This window comes from Pseudomonas sp. JDS28PS106 (assembly GCF_036706555.1).
Lineage (GTDB): Bacteria > Pseudomonadota > Gammaproteobacteria > Pseudomonadales > Pseudomonadaceae > Aquipseudomonas.
Map to the genome: position 1 here is coordinate 356,042 of NZ_JBAJGT010000001.1, position 18,006 is coordinate 374,047.

Below are 18,006 nucleotides of genomic sequence, written 5' to 3' on the forward strand. Positions count from 1 at the left end.
GGAGAACATCATGGCGTCTTCATCTCCCTACCGCGTCTGTATCGCGGGCGCCGGCGCGATTGGCTGCACCCTGGCGGCGCGCGTCGGCGCCAGCGGACAGCCGGTCAGCATGCTCGCCCGTGGCGAGACGCTCGCGGCACTGCGTCGCGATGGCGTATGCCTGCACGACCTGGACGGCGAGCATCGCTGCACAGTGAACGCCAGCGACGACTGCGCGACGCTCGGCGAACAGGATCTGGTATTCATCTGCACCAAGGCGCCCGCGCTGGCGACGCTGTTGCCCACGCTCCAGCCGCTGATCGGTCCCGAAACCGTGGTCGTGCCGGTGGTCAACGGCGTTCCCTGGTGGTACTTCCATGGCGTCGAAGGCCGCTTCGCCGAACGCCATGTGGAAGCGGTCGATCCCGGCCGGGTGCTGAGCACAGCGCTCGATCTGGACAAAGTGCTGGGCTGCGTGGTGTTCATCACGGCCGAAACCGAAATGCCGGGCGTGGCACGCTCGGTCAATCCGCACCTGATGATTCTCGGTGAACCGGACGGACGTCTCAGCGAGCGACTGGAACGCGTGCGCGCGCTGATCGAGCGCGCCGGCATCGAAGCCCGGGCCAGCGAGCGCATTCGCGATCAGCTGTGGACCAAGATCATCGCCAATCTTTCTTCCAACCCGCTGTCGGTGGTCACCGGCGCCACCCTCGCACAGCTGTACGGCACCGGCGAGCTGAAAGAGGTGGTCATCAAGATCGTTCAGGAAACCCTTCTGACCGCGGCCGCCTATGGCGCGCGCATCCAGTTCGACCCGCAGACCTTCATGGAACTGGGCGCCGGCATGGGCCAGGTGCGTACGTCCATGCTTCAGGATTTCGAACAAGGCCGACCGCTGGAGCTGGCCGCCATCGGCGACGCGGTGATCGAGCTGGCCGGCTACCAAGGCCTGAACATGCCCACCACACGCGACATTCTGACCCTGGCGCGCTTTCGCGGCGCCCAGGCACTTGCACACTGAAAAGAGGCCCCCATGAACGCCATGACCAAACACACCAAGCCCGCCCACTGCAGCGACGAAGAATGGGCGCTGCGCGTCAAGCTTGCCCACTGCTATCACCTGGTCGACTACTTCGGCTGGACGGAAACCATCTTCAACCACATTTCCGCCCGCCTGCCCGGCCCGGCCCACCATTACCTGGTCAACCCGTTCGGCCTGAACTATACGGAAGTCACCCCGGCGAATCTGCTCAAGGTCGACCTGCACGGCAAGAAGCTCGAAGAATCCCCTTACGACGGCAACCCGGCCGGCTTCGCCCTGCACAGTGCGGTGCACGGCGCGCGGGACGACATCCAGTGCCTGATCCATACCCACACCACGCCGATCTCGGCGGTCGCCCAGAAAAAGCGCGGCTTCGGCCATGACGATTTCTACGGTGCCCAACTCTATGGCCGCGTCGGCTATCACGCGTTCGAGGGCATTACCCTCTTCGATGACGAGAAAACACGCATGATCGAAAGCCTGGGCGACAAGCACGTGCTGGTACTGCGCAACCATGGCATCGCGGTTGGCGAAAGCAGCATCGAAAAGGCGTTCTTCCTGCTCTGGACGGTCCAGCGCGCCGCCGAAAACCAGTGCGCGGCCGGTGCCCTGGGCGGGGAAGATCACCTCCTCGACGAAGGCATCGCCGAGAAATGCGCCAACCTCACCGAGATGCTGATCCGCGAAAGCGGCTTCGCCACCAAATTCTTCGACGCCATGGTGCGCAAGATGCAGGCTGAACGCGGACCGGCGTGAAGCCCCCCTCACCCGTAGGAGCCAGCTTGCTGGCGATCAATGACGCCGCGCAATGCCTTGGATTCCGCAGCGTCCTCTTTGCCGCCGCTTCGCCGCAGATCGCGGATAAATCCGCTCCTACAAAAACCCGTTCGTGCAAGCGACGGCTGGAATGCCGGCCCGTAGGAGCGGATTCATCCGCGAAGGGCGCTTTCGAAGATTGGCGTCAGCCCCGACAATTCCAGTTTGCGCACCAAATCACCCAGGCGGCGCAGTTTGTAGGCTTGCAGGTCGACGCCCTGATAATCGTAGAAACCCACGCCGTCGCGCAGGCCGTTGCGCCCACCGTGCATGTTGTCGGAGATGACCTGCGGCGAATGGAAGCGCGGGTCCAGGGCGTCGCCCAGATAGCGGGAGGCGTAGTACAGAATGTCGCCGCCGCCCCAGTCGATGAACTCCAGCAGTCCCAGCACCGAAAAACGCAAACCGAAGCCGACCCGCACCGCCGTATCGATATCTTCAGCGCTGGCGACGCCCTCCTCGACCATGCGCGCAGCCTCGTTCATCGCCAACGCCTGGATGCGGGGCACGATGAAACCGGCGCTGGCGTTACACACCACCGGTACCTTGCCGATCTGTTTGAGCAGCGACAGCAGGCGTTCCACTACCGCGTCGTCGGTGTTTTCACTGCGGCTGATCTCCACCAGCGGCATCAGGTGCGCCGGGTTTAGCCAGTGGGCGTTGACGAAGCGACCGGGGCCTTGCACCATTTCCGCCAGCTCGGTGACCAGAAAAGTCGAGGTCGTCGAGGCGATGATCGCATCGGGAGCGACTTGTGCACCCATCCAGGCAAAGGTTTCCCGCTTGACCGACGCCACCTCGGGCACCGCTTCGAACACCAGCTGACAGGCGGCCAGTGGCGTGGTCAGCTGATCCTTGGCGCCAACCACAATCAGGTCCAGAACGTCTTCCGCCTGACTGTCCTGCAACAGCTCCAGACGCACCAGCATCTGCAACTCGCGCCGCAGGTTATCCCGCACGCTCTGAAAATAGGCTTGGCGCTCGTTGGCTGGACGTGCCTTGACGTCCAGCAGCACCACCGGCACGCCGGCATAGGCGAACGACAGGGCAATGCCCTCGCCCATGCGACCGGCTCCCACCACTCCCACGCTCCGTAGCAGCTCTGTCATGCGGCCAGCCCCTCGCGCAGCAGGCGCTGCATCTGTTCTGAATCCAGATCCGCCAGCCCGAGGTTTTCCAGGGTGCGGCCCTCGGCATAAAGATCCCGCTCGGCGACGGCCGAGGCAATGGACAACAGGCCGTGGGCGACCGGTGTCGGCACCCCGGCCCAGCGTCCCACGGACACCAGGAAGGACAAGCCCAGGCGGGTGTCCTCCAGCATGTAACGATGGCGTTGCAGGTCGATGTCCTCACGCCAGTCACCGCTGTCGGTCAGCTTGCCGTGGGCGCCACGGCCGTACATCCATTCATCGCCTTCGGTGGTGTTGTAGTGGTCGGCCAGCGGGAAATGCGGCGCCCCATAACCCAGCGCTTCGCGCACCGCCATGCGTTCGGCGTCCAGCCGGCTGGTGACCCGGCGAATCGAAGGCTGGGTGCCTTCGTGATGAATGTCCCATTTATCGAAGTGTTCGAGCGGACCCGCGTTCATCATGATCAGCGGCGGATGGATGATGGGGCCGGCGTTCATCAGCGCGCCGCTCAGCGCGTCTTGGATCGGCTCGACGCTTGGATAGGCCGCGCGCAAGACCTCGAACGCCTGATCGGCCAGCGCCGCGGGGTAAACGCCGGTGGGGAGCCGGGTGGCATAGGCGCTGATCACCAGATCTGCCGGGCCATGCTTGCGCACCAGGTACGGCAGGGTTCCGGTTTCGGCAAAGGCCACCCGCGCGCAGTTGCCGGCATCGAGCATGGCCTTGGCGAACACCAGCGAGCCGAAGGTACCCGGCGGCAGAAACACCACCTGGCCGTCACGCAGCAGGGGCGCGACTTCGCGGGCGAGTTCTTCGTGGGTCGTGGACGGCAGCGGGATCACCACCAGTTGCGCGCCGTCCAGTGCCTGCGCCAGATCCACGCTCAATTGCAGCCTGTCGTCCGGTTTGCCGAGCGACAGCGTCCGGGTGCCCCGGTAATCCTTGACCGTCAGGGCGCCAATGGCGAGCAACTCGCCCAGCGCATGGGCATCGCGACGCCACAGGCAGGTCGAATGCCCGTTTTCCGCCATTTCAACGGCGGCCGCATAACAGCCGTGTCCACCACCAAGCACTGCAATTTTCATCGGTTCACTCCTTTACTGGGAGGCTCGATGCTAGTCCCGCCGGCGAGCCATGACGCTCCGGATCGCGCAAACGGGTTACCGATTGCGCAACCGATCAGTGACTGCGCCGCCGCAGGGTCTCGGACGGCAGGCAGCCGTAGCGCTGGCGATAGGCGCTGGAAAAATGGCCGAAGCTGTTGATGCCATGTCGTAGCAAGACATCGGTGACGGTGTCGCCCGGCGCACCGCGTTGCAGCGTTTCGTGGATCACCGCCAGGCGCCGGTCGCGCATGTATTCCACCGGCGTCTGTTGCAGAAACTGGTTGAAGCCGTTCTGCAATGTGCGCACCGACACCCCCGACAGATCGCTGAGGGTCGCCAGGCTGATGGGCTCGTGCAGGTGCTCGTCGATGTAGTCCCGGGCACGCTTGACGTGACGCGGCAGCGCGCGGCGGCCCAGGCCCAGCAGCTCGTCGGAGCTGTTATGGGGTAACTGGGTCAGCACCAGCTGAATCAGATAGTCGGACAGGCTGCCGCCCAGCACCGAAGCCTGAAGACTGCCGTCATACAGGCGGCAGATGTAATCGAGGGTGTGGAACAGCCCGGCCACCCCGCTGCTGGACTGGTCGACACTGACGTCGAAGATCAAAGGTGTACGCAAGCTGCGTCCCAGCAGGCGTTGCAACTGGGTTTCCAGCGCTTCGCGCTCCAGGCGCAGGATCAGGTTGCGGCAATTGCCGTCGGTCCTGATCCGGCTCGACGCGAACGGCGACGAGACGCTCAGGCACCCGGACTGCATGGCTGCCTGGCGCGGACCGTGGGCGACTTCGCAGTGCCCTTGCAGGGTGATGCGAAACAGATAATGGTCGGCGATATCGCCCACGCTGATCTCGACCGGCGCCTCATAACGCAGATCGAGCAGCGCGCAGGCGCCGAAGAACACCCCGTTGAGGTGCGTGTGCACCGGCGTATCACACAGAATCTCGAACCGGTGAGGGCAAAGGTAACGGCTCACCTGTTCCTTGATCTCGGCGTAATCGGCCGAGCACAGCAAACGGTGCCGTTCCAACAGGTGGATATCGTTGAGCATTGAGTCCCTCCCCCAGGTGCCCCGCGCCACATCGGGGCGCCGCTGCTGTCGACCGGCCGTTCAGCCCAGTCGTGGTCGCTCCCGTTCGAGGCTCGAACGGAAGCAGGCGCAGCCTTTGTAAAGCAACAGCAGTGCCAGAAGCGAAGCGCCGGCGATCACCACCGCCATGGAGTTGCCCACCGCCGCCGGCGACATGAACACCCGGTCGGTGAGCAGCGCGACCAGCGTGGTGCCCAACCCCAGCCCCAGCAGGTTGCTGATCAACAGAAACACCGCCGAGACCTGGGCGCGTACCTGATTGGGCGCCAGGATCTGCATGGCAGCTGTGGAAGCCGGCATCGGGAAAGATGCGAAGAACATCGCCGGCACCAGCAGCGTCACTGACAGCCACAGTTGGTCCACCTGGGAAAACGCCACCGCCGGCACCAGCATGCCCAGCGCGCCGATCACCCCGGTGCGCATCGCCGCGTCACTGCGGCCGCGCCGCGCCAGATAGTCGGTCAGCCAGCCGCCGAACAGCACACCGGCGGTGTTGGCAAGCAGCAGGACAGTGCCGAGCATGTAGCCGGCCTCGACCGGAGTCAGCCCGAACTTGCGGATGTACAGCGCCGGGCTCCAGCTCATCATGCAGAACAGCGCCATCGCGTAGAACGAAAACCCCAGGTAGTGACAGGTGAAGGTTGCGCGGTGGCGCTTCAGAAAGCCGATGCCATCGTTCCAGCGCACCTGCTTGGCGCGACCGCTGGCATCGGTTTGCAAACCCCTGCGCTGCGGGTCGCGCACGGTCAGCCAGATCAGCACGCCGACCAGAATGCCCGGCAAACCGACGATGAAGAACGCCAGCTGCCAGGCCTTGAGCGAGCCGAGAATCGGCAGCTCGAACGCCGTGGTGTCCTTGAGCAGCGCGATCACATACCCGCCCACCAGAAACGCCAGGCCGCCACCGATAAAGGAGCCGATGGAATAAATGCCCACCGCGCGCCCCAGCTTCTCTTTGGGGAACATGTCGCTGAACATCGAATAGGCCGAGGGCGACAGCGCAGCCTCGCCGACGCCCACCCCGATCCGGGCGAGAAACATGTGCAGGAAATTCTTGCTCAGGCCACAAGCGGCGGTCGCGATGCTCCAGAACACCACGCCGACGGCGATGATCCTGGGCCGCGAAAAGCGGTCCGCGAGATAGGCGATCGGCATGCCCATGAAAGCGTAGAACAGCGAAAACGCCAGACCATGCAGCAGGCTGAACTGGGTGTCGCTCAGGTGCAGGTCGGCCTTGATGGGTTCGATCATCAACGCCAGGATCTGGCGATCCACGAAGGAGAAGATGTAGGCGACCATGCACAGGCCAACCACATACCACTCATACACGTAGCTCTTGCGCTGTTGCTGAAGGAGTGAATCCTTGACGGGCGAGTTCATTGACGCGGGCTCCTGATGACGACGGCCGGGCAACCGGCAGAATTCGGTTCACGCTTGCTTGCCGGCGCTAAGCGCAAGCAAAGGGCGAGCCGGGCGTGTTGCGGCAGGAGCCTGCAAGGCGCAGGCGTGAGAATGGAGCATGCAGAGCAATCAGGCATGGCGGTCGACCTCTTGTTGTTATGTTGGACAGGCGTGCGGCGGTTTCAGGACCGCTTAAAACCGAAACGTGGTGCGTACCGACACAAACTGCGCATCAGTGCCGCCGACCTCGCGGATCGCGGAGCCGACATCGTAATAGTTGTAGTCACCGTCAAGGGTGATGTTGGTGGTCACTTTCCAGCGCAGGTTCACTCGGTAGATAGTTCCGGTGTAGCGCTCATCGACGTTTTGCGAACCCGGCACCGGCACCATGCCGGGTGTGTAGATGGCGTCGTCGGTGGATTCGCGCCACACCGCGAACACCCCAGGCTCCAGACGCAGCGACGGAGTCGGCGCGAGGCTCAGGGTCGGGCCGGCCAGGATGATGTTGGAAAGCGTGGTCAGGCCGATCTCGCCATACCAGCCATTGTTGGGATACAGCGGATCGAAGGTCTGCAGCTTGCCGTCACCGGGATCACGGTCGCCGCTCGCCGCATCGATGCGCATCCCGAGCCGTGTGTCCCAGGCGTCGGCGAAACGATAGCCGCTGTCGCTGGAAACGCCCCAGGCCCGGATGTCTTGCCCGTCCAGGTCGCCGAACTGACCGACCAGATCCCAGGTCCAGTCGAATCCGCCACTGGCGCCGAACAGCCGGGCGCCGACACTGTAGCGATCCTCCTGCCCCGCAAGCCCCGCCAGGCTGCGTTGCTCGGTCTGCAACCCCAGCGCGTAGAGATCGACGCTGAGCGCAGAAGTGATCGGCAGCGTGCCATAGGCGCCGAAGAATCGCTGGTTGTTATCGGTGCCATCGTTGAACGAGCCTTCGGCGTCCAGCGCCACCGGCCGCGCGGCGAACAGATCGAGGCGGCGCCCGTCGCGGCCGCTCCAGGCCAGCTTGAAGCCGTCGAACGAGCGGCGAATGTTGGGAATATCGCGCACCGTTACCAGCGCCATGTTGCCGAAGTACAGTTCCTGCCGCCCCGCCCGCAACGTCAGGCGACCGCTGTCGGTGTTCAGGTTGCCGTCGATGAACGCCTGCTGCACATCGGTGCGGCTTTCGTCGGTGGGCGCGGTCAGATCCTTGCCCCAGCTACGGGTATTGGCGAGTTGCACGAAGGTGCGCAACGCATCGTCGAACAGATGCAGATCGGCATGCAGCATCGCCCGCTGTTGCAGATAGCTATCGTCGCGCAGGCCGCGCAGACCGAAGAACGGCCGCTCGTTGACGTCATAGCGATAACGCAGATCACCGCCGATCTGCAGCCACGCCGACTCGGAGAGCCGGTTGAAACGCAACCCGTCGAACGCATCCGTGCGCCGGCTCGGGTCATCGAGAAACCGGTAGTCCTCGATCCAGCGCGGCGGACCGGGGCGGGTCGGACGGGCCTGCTCCAGCGGCCCGCTTGCTGCCTGCGCGCGAGGCGGCTGATCGGCCGCATGCGACCAGATGCTCCAGCTACAAAGCGCGCCCATACAGAGGAAGCGGTACAGCATCAATGGTCGATACATAAGCCTGTCCGTTGCCGAGGGTAGTCGCCATCGAACCTACCCAGCCGCAAGCGGACCGGCCTCCCCAATTGCGCATGCTGCTCCCTGATTGCGCAGATAACCGCTCTGTTCGCGTTTTCATCGAATGCCACGAGGGCCGCGTTGACATATATGCTTAAGGCAAACATATAATTGCCTAGAGCAAACAAACGGAAATCCTTATGTCATCTGTACTTCTGGAGCGGGCCGAAGCGGTACGCCGTTTCAATCGGTCCTACACCCGCAGGATCGGCGCCCTGCGTGAACATCTGGCCCGTGCTGAGTTGTCGCTGACCGAAAGCCGGATACTTTACGAACTGGGTGCCGGCAAGGAGCTGACCAGCGCTGACCTGCGCGCAATGCTCGGGCTGGACGCGGGTTACCTGAGCAGAATCGTCAGCGGGTTCGAAAGCAAGGGCCTCATCAGCCGGACCCGCTCGACACGTGACGCCCGCGCCGTGGTGCTCGAACTGACCGACCAGGGTCGCGCGGTCCTGAGCGATCTCGAACAAGGTGCGCGGGACGAAGTCATGGAACTGCTGCGGGAAATGCCGGAGTCCGGCCAGGAACAACTGGTGCAGGCGATGGACCGCATCCGGGCACTGCTGGGCGACGCCAGCCCCTCGTATCTGCTGCGCGATCCTCGCCCCGGAGACATGGGGCTGGTGGTCCAGCAGCAGGCGGAACTCTATGCGCGCGAATACGGCTGGAACAGCGAGTTCGAAGCCATGGCCGCGGAGCTGGCCGCGAGCTACCTGCGGGGCTTCGATCCCACCGGCGACCGTTGCTGGATCGCGGAAAAAGATGGCCGGGTCGCAGGCTCAGTCTTCGTGGTACGCCAGGATCAAACCACCGCGAAACTGCGCATGCTGTACGTCGACGCGAACGTCCGCGGCCTGGGCATCGGCAAGCGGCTGGTCGAAGAAGCGTTGCACTTCGCACGGCAGGCCGGCTACACGCGAATCGTCCTCTGGACCACCAGCGTCCTCACCGGCGCCCGTGCGCTGTATGAAAAAGCGGGCTTCAGCCTGGTGGAAGAAGAACAGGTGCAGCTTTTCGGCAAGAAACTGACTGGCCAGACCTGGGCGCGGGATTTGTAACCGGCCGAGGAACGCGATAATCGAAGCCACGCCGCGCTTGATGCACCGCGTCGTTTTCCCGCTGCCGCTCGGCGGCAGATCGCGGATGAATCCGCTCCTACGAAGATATGAGGGCAGCAGCGTTTCGCAGACCCTGTAGGAGCGGATTCATCCGCGATGCGCCAGGTCAGGCAACACATCTCCGGAGATTTCTTCGCCTTTCCGCGGATGAATCCTCTCCTACAGGATTTGTGAATACCACTCCTGCGTGGCCGGCGGTCAAGGATGGATGTCAGGGCTGTATTTATATACAGTTACACCTTGACTCCTACAACACAGGAAACCGCCCCAGCATGCGTCTGATGGACCTGCACCTTCCCCTCCACCAGTTCAGCGAAACGCACTCCGTGGATATCCCGGTCGAACCTTCCCGGGCGATGCGCGAAGTGCTTGCCTGGCGGCCGGAACACGACAGCCTGTTCCGTTACGCCATCGGTATCCGCGAACTGCCCATGCGCCTACTGCGTCGCGGCGGCCTGCGACCGGCGGCGTTCGGCATGGACAACTTCACCCTGATCGCTCGCGATGGCGACCGGGAGGTCGTTTACGGGCTGGCCGGCAAGCTTTGGCAAACCGACTTCGGACAGGCGCGTATTGCGGATGCCGATGGCTTCGGGCAATTCAACGAGCCGGGCACGGTAAAGCTGGGAGTAAGTTTCGTCTGCGAACTGCTGCCGTCGGGGTTGACCCGAATCACCACCGAGACCCGCGTGCACTGTCTGGACGCCGAGGCCTTGGGGCGGTTCAGGCCCTACTGGTACCTGATCCGCCCCGTCAGCGGGTTGATCCGCCGGCGTATGTTGCGCGCGATAGCGCGGCGCTGCCGGGCCTGAGACGGCCCCGCCCGCCATCACCGGCTCGTCGCAGCCAACGGTCCGGAGCCCGCGGCCGGTTTCTTCGGACGCCTGTCGTCCGGTACGCCCCAGAGGATGACGCCTGCACAGATCAGGCAGAACGGCGCCAGCGCCAGCATGCCCATGTAGGTATTGCCGGTCAGATCGTTCACGTAGCCCACCAGCAGCGGCGCGACGATGCCGCTCAGTTGCCCGATGGTGTTGATCGCCGCAATGCCGCCGGCGATCGCCAGGCCGCTGAACGCCTGTTGCGGGATGGTCCAGAAGATCGGAATCGCGATGAATACGCCTGCGGTCGCGAGCACCAGGAAGGACGTCAGCAACACGTAGTTGTCGTTGAAATACAGCGCCGCGAAGTAGCCGATACCGCCGACCAGCATGCACTGCCAGAGATACTTTCTGCGTTCGCCGGACCTATCGGACAGGCGCGTCACCCAGATCATGCCCAGCGCCGCGACCATGTAGGGCATCGCGGTCAGCACACCGACCCACAACTGGTTTTTGACCCCGGCCGAACCGATCAGGTGCGGCATCCAGAAGTTGAGGCCGTAGCCGGTCAGTTTGATCATGAAGTAAATCACCGACAGGATCGCGACTTCGCGGGTCAGCAGCACCTTGAGCAAGGTGGTGTGGATGGGTCTGGACTCTTTGCGGTCGTTGTCCAGGTTACGCTGCAACAGGTCTTTTTCCGGCTGGCTCAGCCATTTTGCCGACTGGATGTCACGGTCGAGCTTGAACAGTACGATGACCCCCAGCGCGCTGCACGGCAGCCCGGACAGCACGAACAGCCAGTGCCAGCCGGCCAGGCCAAGAAAGCCGTTCATGTATTCCAGAATCAGCCCGGAGACCGGCGCACCGAGCACGCCCGACAAGGGAATCGACAGAAACCAGATGCCGTTCATGCTCGCCAGGTTCTTCTTCGGAAACCAGCACGCCAGATAGAACAGCAGCGCCGGCCCGAAACCGGCTTCCATGACACCGATCAAAAAGCGCAAAAAGTACAGGGTGTACTCGTTGTAGGCGAACACCAGCGCGGCGGTGGCCAGTCCCCAGGAGACCATGATCCGGCAGATCCAGCTCGGCGCGCCGTATTTCTTCAGGCCGAAACTGCTGGGCACTTCGAACAGGACGTAACCGACGAAAAAGATGCTGGCGGCCAGACCATAGGCCGCGTCGCTCAGGCCCAGCTCGGCGTGCATCTGGGTCTTGGCGAAGCTGATGTTGATCCGGTCGAAGTAGGAAAACAGGAAGCAGACGATGGTCAGCGGCAGAATGCGCCAGGCGATCCGGCGATAGAGCAGCATTTCGTCGATTTCGGTCGAGGCGCCACGGGACGAGCTATCAATTGCAGCCATTTCGATTCTCCATAATTGTAATTGTCGGAGATTTGGGTAAACGGTCGATTCAGCGATGACGCAGTATGAGCACTCCGTCTTCGTCTGCGCAAACGACGTCACCCGGCAGGATCGGTCGGTTTTCAAGCAAAACGGGGACGTCACGGCGTCCCCCTTCGTTGTTCTCGGTGCGCGCCGGCCAGGTGCCCAGCGCCACAACGCCCAGCGAAATGTCCTTGAGTTGCGCGGCGTCACGCAGGTTGCCGCGCACGACAACGCCCGCCCAGCCGTTTCGCCGGGCAAGCAGTGCCAGGTTTTCGCCGATGCAGGCTCGCTGGTCACCCTGGGCATCGATCAATAGCACACGCCCCGCGCCGGGTTCGGCCAGGGCCTGGCGGATGTGGTAATTGCTGCCGCCGGTTTCGACGGTCGAGACCGGCCCGCTGAACGATCGCTCCTGACCGAACCAGCGCCATTCGCCGGGCAGGATCATCAACTCGCCCTGCCCTTGCCCCGCGTCATGGGCGTCGCAGAGATCCGCGGTCGGCGTGTTCATGCCAACGCCTTGCGCTGTCCGACCACCTGCTGCAGCTGGTCAAAGCTGCAGATGCGCCCCAGCAGCGCACTGGCCGCGACGGTATACGGGCTCGCCAGCCAGACCTGCCCTGGCCCCGAGCGGCCGGGGAAGTTGCGGTTGATGGCGCTGACTGTCACCTGATCGGCGCGGGTCGAGGAACCCGGACCGCAGTTGGCGCAGGCGCCGCAGCCGGGCATGATCAGCTCCACACCCAGGGCTTCGAAAGTTTCCAGGTAACCTTTGGAGATGCAGTAGTCGCGCACCGCCAGGGTCCCGAATTGCAGGAACAGCCGGGTGTCGGCCGGCAGCCGCAGCCCGCGCGCCCGCCCCCAGGCCAGCACCTCATGGTAGTAATCGAAGTCTTCGCGCTTGCCCGCCGTGCAGGAGCCGCCGTAGGCAATGTCGATCCTGACCGGGCCGGCCAGTTCGTCGATCGCCAGTCCGTTGCCCGGATCGCCGGGCGCCGCTACCAGTGGGGTGAGCCGGGCGCAGTCGATGGCGATCACTTCCTTGTACTCGGCGCCTTCATCGCTGACCATCCACGGCTCCAGCCGGACGTCGACACCCCGACGCTCGCGGATGAATTCGACCGCCTTGCGGTCCGGCGCGACGATGCCGGTAAAGCCGCCCAGCTCGGCGACCATGTTGGTCAGCGTCGCGCGCTCGTCGATGGACATGGCCGCGACGGTGTCGCCGGCGTATTCGAACACGGCGCCGATGGCGTGGCCCTGCCTGATTGATTCGCTGCGCAGCAGCTCTAGCACCAGGTCCTTGGCGGTGACGCCGGGCGCAAGCCGGCCGTTGAGTTCGACGCGAATCACCTCGGGCACCCGACAACGAATGAAGCCGGTGGCCCAGCTGTTGGCGATGTCTGTGGCCCCGGCACCGAACGCCAGGCAACCCAGCGCCCCGGAATGCGGGGTGTGGGAATCGGTGCCGACCACCACTTGCCCCGGCAGCGCGTGCATCTCGGTCATCAAGGCATGGCAGATGCCCTCGGAACCCGCCTCACCCCGCAAGGCCCCGTGGCTGCGCACCGGATAGCGGCGCACGAACTCATCGTGGGCACTCGCCAGCCCGCCCACGGCCGCCAGCAGGTTATCGCGCACGTGTGGGAAGCTCTGGTTCGCCAGGATCAGGTGATCCTGAAAGGCAATGATCTCCTCGGGGCGAGTCAAGGTCAGGTCGTAACCGAACGCCTCGTGCATGAGGTGCGCACACATGCCGGTGAAATAATCATGACTGAAGCGCCAGTCCGCCGAGAGGAATACGCCGTCGCCCTTCGCAACCGGCCCCTGTGGCGCGACGCGGCGGCGTTCGATGATCTTCTCCACCAGCGTCAGCGGCCACTCGCCGGGGATCTCGTTGAAAACCTTGCGGGCAATCGCAGGCAGGCTGGTCTTGCTGTACGGCAGCAGCCCGCCAGCCTTGATGACGGCCTGGGTCACCGCATCCCGCCCCTCGAGAAACTCTTCGATGTCTATGGCTTCGCCGGCCCTGATCCGCTCGATAAGGCCGAAGTCCGTGGAGGTGTAGATACCAATGTTGTCGCAGTTCTGGCGATAGATCCGCTCGAAGCTTTCCGCGATGATCAGGCGAATGCCGGCGGATTTTTCCGCCAGCGGACTGGACTCCCGCGACGAGCCCTTGCCATAGCGCTTGCCGGCGACGGTGATTTCGAACCCCGCGTCCTTGACTGCGTTCTCGCCGATAGGCAGCACGCCCTCGGTCTTGAAGCCCACGTAGGGATATTTTCCGAGCCGCTCGTCGTAGGTCATCATGATCACCACCGGCGTGATTTCATCGGTGGAAATGTCATCCCGCAGCGGCCCTGCCTGCGCAAGCGTCAGGTCGGCGCCGGCAAGCTGGTCGCTTACCGCTGCTGCGTCGCGGCATAAAAACAGAAAGCGCCCGGAGAATTCGATTTTTGTTGTCATACTGGCCGTCTCCTCATCATGCAGACATGCTAGGAACAGTTCGGCGACTTGGGTAACGGTAAAAAGTGATGCTTAGCGTGAGAAAATTTCTTGGGAGGCGGCGTGCATAACCTGTGGCGATTCGATCCGACCACGCTGCGGCTGTTCATCTCGGCCTGCGAAGAAGGCACCTTCGGCCGCGCGGCCGAAAAGGAAGGCCTGGTGCCCTCGGCGCTAAGCAAACGGATCGCCGAGCTTGAGGAAGCGGTGGGCGCGGCGCTGCTGTATCGCCTGCAGAAAGGTATTCAGCCCACCCCGGCCGGGCTTTGCCTGCTCGAACACGCGCGGCACGTGCTGGACGAAATGACCCTGATGTCCGCCGCGCTGTCGCGCTACGCCGATGGTGAGCAAGGCCACCTGCGCATCAGCGCCAACCGCTCCAGCATCGTCCAGTTCCTGCCCCGCGACATTCGCGCCTGGCGCCAGGCGCACGCCGGCATCAAGCTGGAATTGCACGAGCGAACCAGCGAAGAGCTGGTGGACGACGTAAGCGGCAATCTCAGTGACGTGGGCATCGGCACCGAACTGAGCGGGGTCGATGACAAAGGACTGATCCTCACCGACTATCATCGCGATCAGCTGGTCGTGGTGCTCGCGCCCGATCATCCCCTCAGTGACAGGGATACGCTGGCGTTCAGCGAAACCCTGGCCTTCAACCACGTCGCGCTGCACAAGGACAGCCCGCTGTACCGCCGACTGGATCAGGCGGCGCGGGCCGCGCGGCAAAAGATCAACTATGAAGTGCACGTCAAGAGCTTCGACGCCGTGTGCCGGATGGTCGAGGCCGGGCTGGGAATCGGCATCATCCCGCGCCAGGCCATCAGCCATGTCGCCGACGGCGGGCTGGTGGCCATTCCCTTGACCGACGTCTGGGCGACCCGCCGCTTCCAGATCGTCACCAAGACGGGCGCGGCCCAATCCCGGGCATGCGCGGATTTTCTGGCGTTTCTGGGGGCTCGCGCGGGGTCTGTCTGATTACATCGGTTTAGCATGGCATCGCCAGCAAGCTGGCTCCTACTCGTCCTGTAGGAGCCAGCTTGCTGGCGATGAAAATGACGCGATTTATCTGAAATCCCACGGGGGATGTGTAGGTCAGACTTTCACCGCGCCAGCCACCTTCGAGCCATTCGCACGCCCGAGCAGGCCGGAGATATCGCGCCCGACTCGGATGACTTTCGCCATGTCCACGCCGGTCTGGATACCCAGCCCGTGCAGCAGGTACAGCAGGTCTTCGGTCGCCAGATTGCCCGATGCGCCCTTGGCGTAGGGGCAGCCGCCGAGGCCGGCAACCGAGCTGTCAAAGACCGCCAGCCCTTCCAGCAGGCTGGCGTAGACGTTGGTCAGTGCCTGGCCGTAGGTGTCGTGGAAGTGTCCGGCCAGATGCTCGCGTGGGATCAGCGCCGCCACTTCGGCAATCAGCGTGCGGGTTGCGGACGCGGTGCCAACGCCGATGGTGTCGCCCAGCGAAATTTCGTAGCAGCCCAGGTCATACAGTTCGCGGGCGACGGCGGCGACTTGCACGGGCGAGACGCTTCCGTCATACGGGCAACCCAGCACGCAGGATACGTAGCCTCGGACCCGCACACCCTGCTGCCGCGCTGTTTCCACGACCGGCGCGAAGCGCGCCAGGCTCTCGGCAATCGAGCAATTGATGTTGCGTCGGGAGAAGGACTCCGATGCCGAGGCGAACACCGCCACCTCTCGCACGCCGGCTACGAGCGCGGCTTCAAGGCCTAGCAGGTTCGGCACCAGCGCCGCGTAGGTAATCCCTGGCCGCTGGATGATTCCCGCAAACACCGCGGCGCTGCCCGCCATCTGCGGCACCCATTTCGGCGAGACGAAACTGCCGGCTTCGATATAGCCAAGCCCGGTGTCGGACAACGCGTCGACGAAGCGGATTTTGTCTTGCGAGGTCAGCGGATGCTGTTCGTTCTGCAGGCCGTCCCGCGGCCCGACCTCGACCACCCGCACGCGATCAGGCAGGTTCATGACGCGTCCTCCAGCTCCACCAGCACCGTGCCCTCGCTGATCAATTCGCCTTCGCTGCAATGGACCGCAACGACCGTCCCCGCCTGTTGGGCGCGCACGCTGTGTTCCATTTTCATGGCTTCCAGGACCACCAGCACCGCGCCTGCCTCCACCTGTTGTCCGGCTTCGACCAGCACCCGCACGATGCTGCCGTTCATGGGCGCAGTCAGTCCGCCGTGGTGAACGTGCGCGTTCTGCGCGGCCGTCATCGCATCGAAGCGTCTCACGGGGTACCACTCGTACCCCCAGCGCAGGTAAAGGGTGTCGGCGTGGCGAATGATATCGCTGTGCTTTTGCACTGCCTGTGAAGGCTCGGCGGAGACCTCCCGGCGCAGCTCTCCACAGACCAGACTCTGGCTGTCCACGGATGGCAGCCCGCTGCGCCAGGAATTGCGCGCTGCCCAGGGGGAACAGGGGTCGTCGGCGCGGCGGCGCTCGGCGTCGGTTGACAGGAACGCCGACGCCGCACGTTGCCAGAAGCCGTCGGGCAACTCTTCGGCGTTGGGCAGCAGATCGGTGTGGTGACGTTCGATAAAGCCGGTGTCCAGTTCGGCAGCGGCAAATGCGGGATGAGCGAGGATGCGTTGCAGGAACGCCAGGTTGGTCTTGAAGCCGCCGACCGCCGTCTCGGCCAGCATCGCCAACAAGCGCTGGCGGGCTTCCTCGCGGTTTTCACCCCAGGCGATCAGCTTGGCGACCATGGGGTCATAGAACGGCGAGACTTCGTCGCCCTGCTCCACACCACTGTCCACGCGCCGGCCGGGGCCCGGCGCGGGTTCGCGATAAAGGTCCAGATGCCCGCTGGCCGGCAGGAAACCACCCTGCGGGTCCTCGGCATACAGCCGCACTTCGATCGCATGACCCATGAGCGGCACTTGTTCCTGGGTGATCGGCAACGGCTCGCCCCGCGCCACGCGGATTTGCCAGGCGACCAGGTCCAGCCCGGTGATGACTTCGGTCACCGGATGCTCCACCTGCAGCCGGGTGTTCATTTCCATAAAGAAGAACTCCCCCCGGGAGTCAAGCAGGAACTCCACCGTACCGGCTCCCACGTAGCCGATGGCCTTGGCGGCCTGCACCGCGGCTCCGCCCATGGCGCGGCGCAAGGCCGGAGACAGGCCCGGCGCGGGGGCTTCTTCGACCACCTTCTGGTGACGACGCTGAATCGAACAGTCACGTTCGTTCAGATACAGGCAATTGCCGTGACGGTCGGCGAAGACCTGAATCTCGACATGCCGGGGTTTGAGCACATATTTTTCCACCAGCATGCGCGCATCGCCGAACGATGACTGGGCTTCGCGCTGCGCCGAGGACAGCGCCTGGGCCAGTTCGCCTTCGCTCTCGACGACCTTCATGCCCTTGCCGCCGCCACCCGCCGTGGCCTTGAGCAGCACCGGATAGCCGATGCGCCGGGCCGCCTCGCGAAAGGTGTCGAGATCCTGGGCTTCGCCATGGTAGCCGGGTACCAAAGGCACGCCGGCCTGCTCCATGAGCGCCTTGGCCGCCGACTTGCTGCCCATGGCTTCGATGGCGCTGGCCGGCGGGCCGAGAAACACCAGGCCGGCGGCTTCCAGCCTGCGGGCGAATTCCGCGTTTTCGGAGAGAAAGCCATAGCCGGGATGGACGGCCTGAGCGCCGCTGGCAATCGCTGCGTCGAGGATCTTGTCGATCAGCAGATAACTGTCGCCGGGTTTGGCGCCACCGAGGTTGACCGCGCGATCGGCCTCGCGCACGTGGCGCGCGGTACGGTCGATTTCGCTGTGCACAGCTACCGTGCCGAGCCCCAGCGCCTTGGCCGTGCGCATGACGCGGCAGGCAATCTCTCCCCGGTTGGCGACCAGCACTGTGTTTATTGTTGTTTTGTTCATGTCATCTCGCCTTGGCAATTAG

General features: G+C 64.0%; 15 protein-coding genes. 5 read left to right on the forward strand and 10 right to left on the reverse strand.

What is annotated here, in order from left to right:
• The first annotated feature begins 10 nt into the window (after positions 1-10).
• Together TRP66_RS01530 and TRP66_RS01535 are read left to right on the forward strand one after the other, a co-directional pair.
• Positions 11-1,003, forward strand: coding sequence for a ketopantoate reductase family protein (locus TRP66_RS01530; RefSeq protein WP_333399553.1), 993 nt, complete (start codon positions 11-13; stop codon positions 1,001-1,003).
• 12 nt (positions 1,004-1,015) lie between these two features.
• A complete protein-coding gene (locus tag TRP66_RS01535) occupies positions 1,016-1,780 on the forward strand; it encodes a class II aldolase/adducin family protein (RefSeq protein WP_333399554.1) in 765 nt (254 codons plus the stop codon).
• 173 nt (positions 1,781-1,953) lie between these two features.
• Here TRP66_RS01535 and TRP66_RS01540 read toward each other — a convergent pair whose 3' ends face one another.
• From TRP66_RS01540 to TRP66_RS01560, 5 genes are all read right to left on the reverse strand, one after another.
• Positions 1,954-2,949: a 3-hydroxybutyryl-CoA dehydrogenase gene (locus TRP66_RS01540; protein ID WP_333399555.1), complete on the reverse strand. Its 996-nt coding sequence runs from the start codon at positions 2,947-2,949 to the stop codon at positions 1,954-1,956.
• A complete protein-coding gene (locus TRP66_RS01545) occupies positions 2,946-4,055 on the reverse strand; it encodes an NAD/NADP-dependent octopine/nopaline dehydrogenase family protein (RefSeq protein ID WP_333399556.1) in 1,110 nt (369 codons plus the stop codon). The genes TRP66_RS01540 and TRP66_RS01545 overlap by 4 nt, the downstream gene beginning before the upstream one ends.
• Positions 4,056-4,149: 94 nt before the next feature.
• Positions 4,150-5,124, reverse strand: coding sequence for an AraC family transcriptional regulator (locus TRP66_RS01550; RefSeq protein WP_333399557.1), 975 nt, complete (start codon positions 5,122-5,124; stop codon positions 4,150-4,152).
• Positions 5,125-5,184: 60 nt separating this feature from the next.
• Entirely contained in the window at positions 5,185-6,543 is a 1,359-nt protein-coding gene (locus tag TRP66_RS01555) for a spinster family MFS transporter (protein ID WP_333399558.1), read from the reverse strand.
• 213 nt (positions 6,544-6,756) lie between these two features.
• A complete protein-coding gene (locus TRP66_RS01560; RefSeq protein ID WP_333399559.1) occupies positions 6,757-8,190 on the reverse strand; it encodes an alginate export family protein in 1,434 nt (477 codons plus the stop codon).
• 200 nt (positions 8,191-8,390) lie between these two features.
• Between TRP66_RS01560 and TRP66_RS01565 the strand changes: the two genes are divergently transcribed.
• Both TRP66_RS01565 and TRP66_RS01570 read left to right on the forward strand, forming a co-directional pair.
• Positions 8,391-9,308, forward strand: coding sequence for a bifunctional helix-turn-helix transcriptional regulator/GNAT family N-acetyltransferase (locus tag TRP66_RS01565; protein WP_333399560.1), 918 nt, complete (start codon positions 8,391-8,393; stop codon positions 9,306-9,308).
• 332 nt (positions 9,309-9,640) lie between these two features.
• Entirely contained in the window at positions 9,641-10,180 is a 540-nt protein-coding gene (locus TRP66_RS01570) for a hypothetical protein (protein WP_333399561.1), read from the forward strand.
• A gap of 17 nt (positions 10,181-10,197) precedes the next feature.
• Here TRP66_RS01570 and TRP66_RS01575 read toward each other — a convergent pair whose 3' ends face one another.
• From TRP66_RS01575 to TRP66_RS01585, 3 genes are read right to left on the reverse strand one after another with little or no spacing between them, the layout of a single operon-like run.
• On the reverse strand, positions 10,198-11,556 hold the full coding sequence (locus TRP66_RS01575; RefSeq protein WP_333399562.1) for an MFS transporter: 1,359 nt from the start codon (positions 11,554-11,556) through the stop codon (positions 10,198-10,200).
• A gap of 49 nt (positions 11,557-11,605) precedes the next feature.
• Positions 11,606-12,091 carry a ribonuclease E activity regulator RraA gene (rraA, locus tag TRP66_RS01580; RefSeq protein ID WP_333399563.1) on the reverse strand — a complete coding sequence of 162 codons (486 nt, stop codon included), beginning with the start codon at positions 12,089-12,091 and terminating at the stop codon, positions 11,606-11,608.
• Positions 12,088-14,049, reverse strand: a complete 1,962-nt coding sequence (locus TRP66_RS01585) for an aconitase family protein (protein WP_333399564.1) — start codon at positions 14,047-14,049, stop codon at positions 12,088-12,090. Before TRP66_RS01585 ends, rraA begins: the two co-directional genes overlap by 4 nt.
• Positions 14,050-14,151: 102 nt before the next feature.
• Here TRP66_RS01585 and TRP66_RS01590 point away from each other — a divergent pair, with 102 nt between their 5' ends.
• Positions 14,152-15,063 (forward strand): LysR family transcriptional regulator, encoded by a 912-nt coding sequence (locus TRP66_RS01590; protein ID WP_333399565.1) that lies wholly within the window; start codon positions 14,152-14,154, stop codon positions 15,061-15,063.
• A gap of 117 nt (positions 15,064-15,180) precedes the next feature.
• Here the strand turns inward: TRP66_RS01590 and TRP66_RS01595 are convergent, their stop codons facing one another.
• Positions 15,181-16,077, reverse strand: coding sequence for a hydroxymethylglutaryl-CoA lyase (locus tag TRP66_RS01595; protein WP_333399566.1), 897 nt, complete (start codon positions 16,075-16,077; stop codon positions 15,181-15,183).
• Positions 16,074-17,984, reverse strand: coding sequence for an acetyl/propionyl/methylcrotonyl-CoA carboxylase subunit alpha (locus TRP66_RS01600; protein WP_333399567.1), 1,911 nt, complete (start codon positions 17,982-17,984; stop codon positions 16,074-16,076). The genes TRP66_RS01595 and TRP66_RS01600 overlap by 4 nt, the downstream gene beginning before the upstream one ends.
• Between the last annotated feature and the right edge of the window lie 22 nt (positions 17,985-18,006).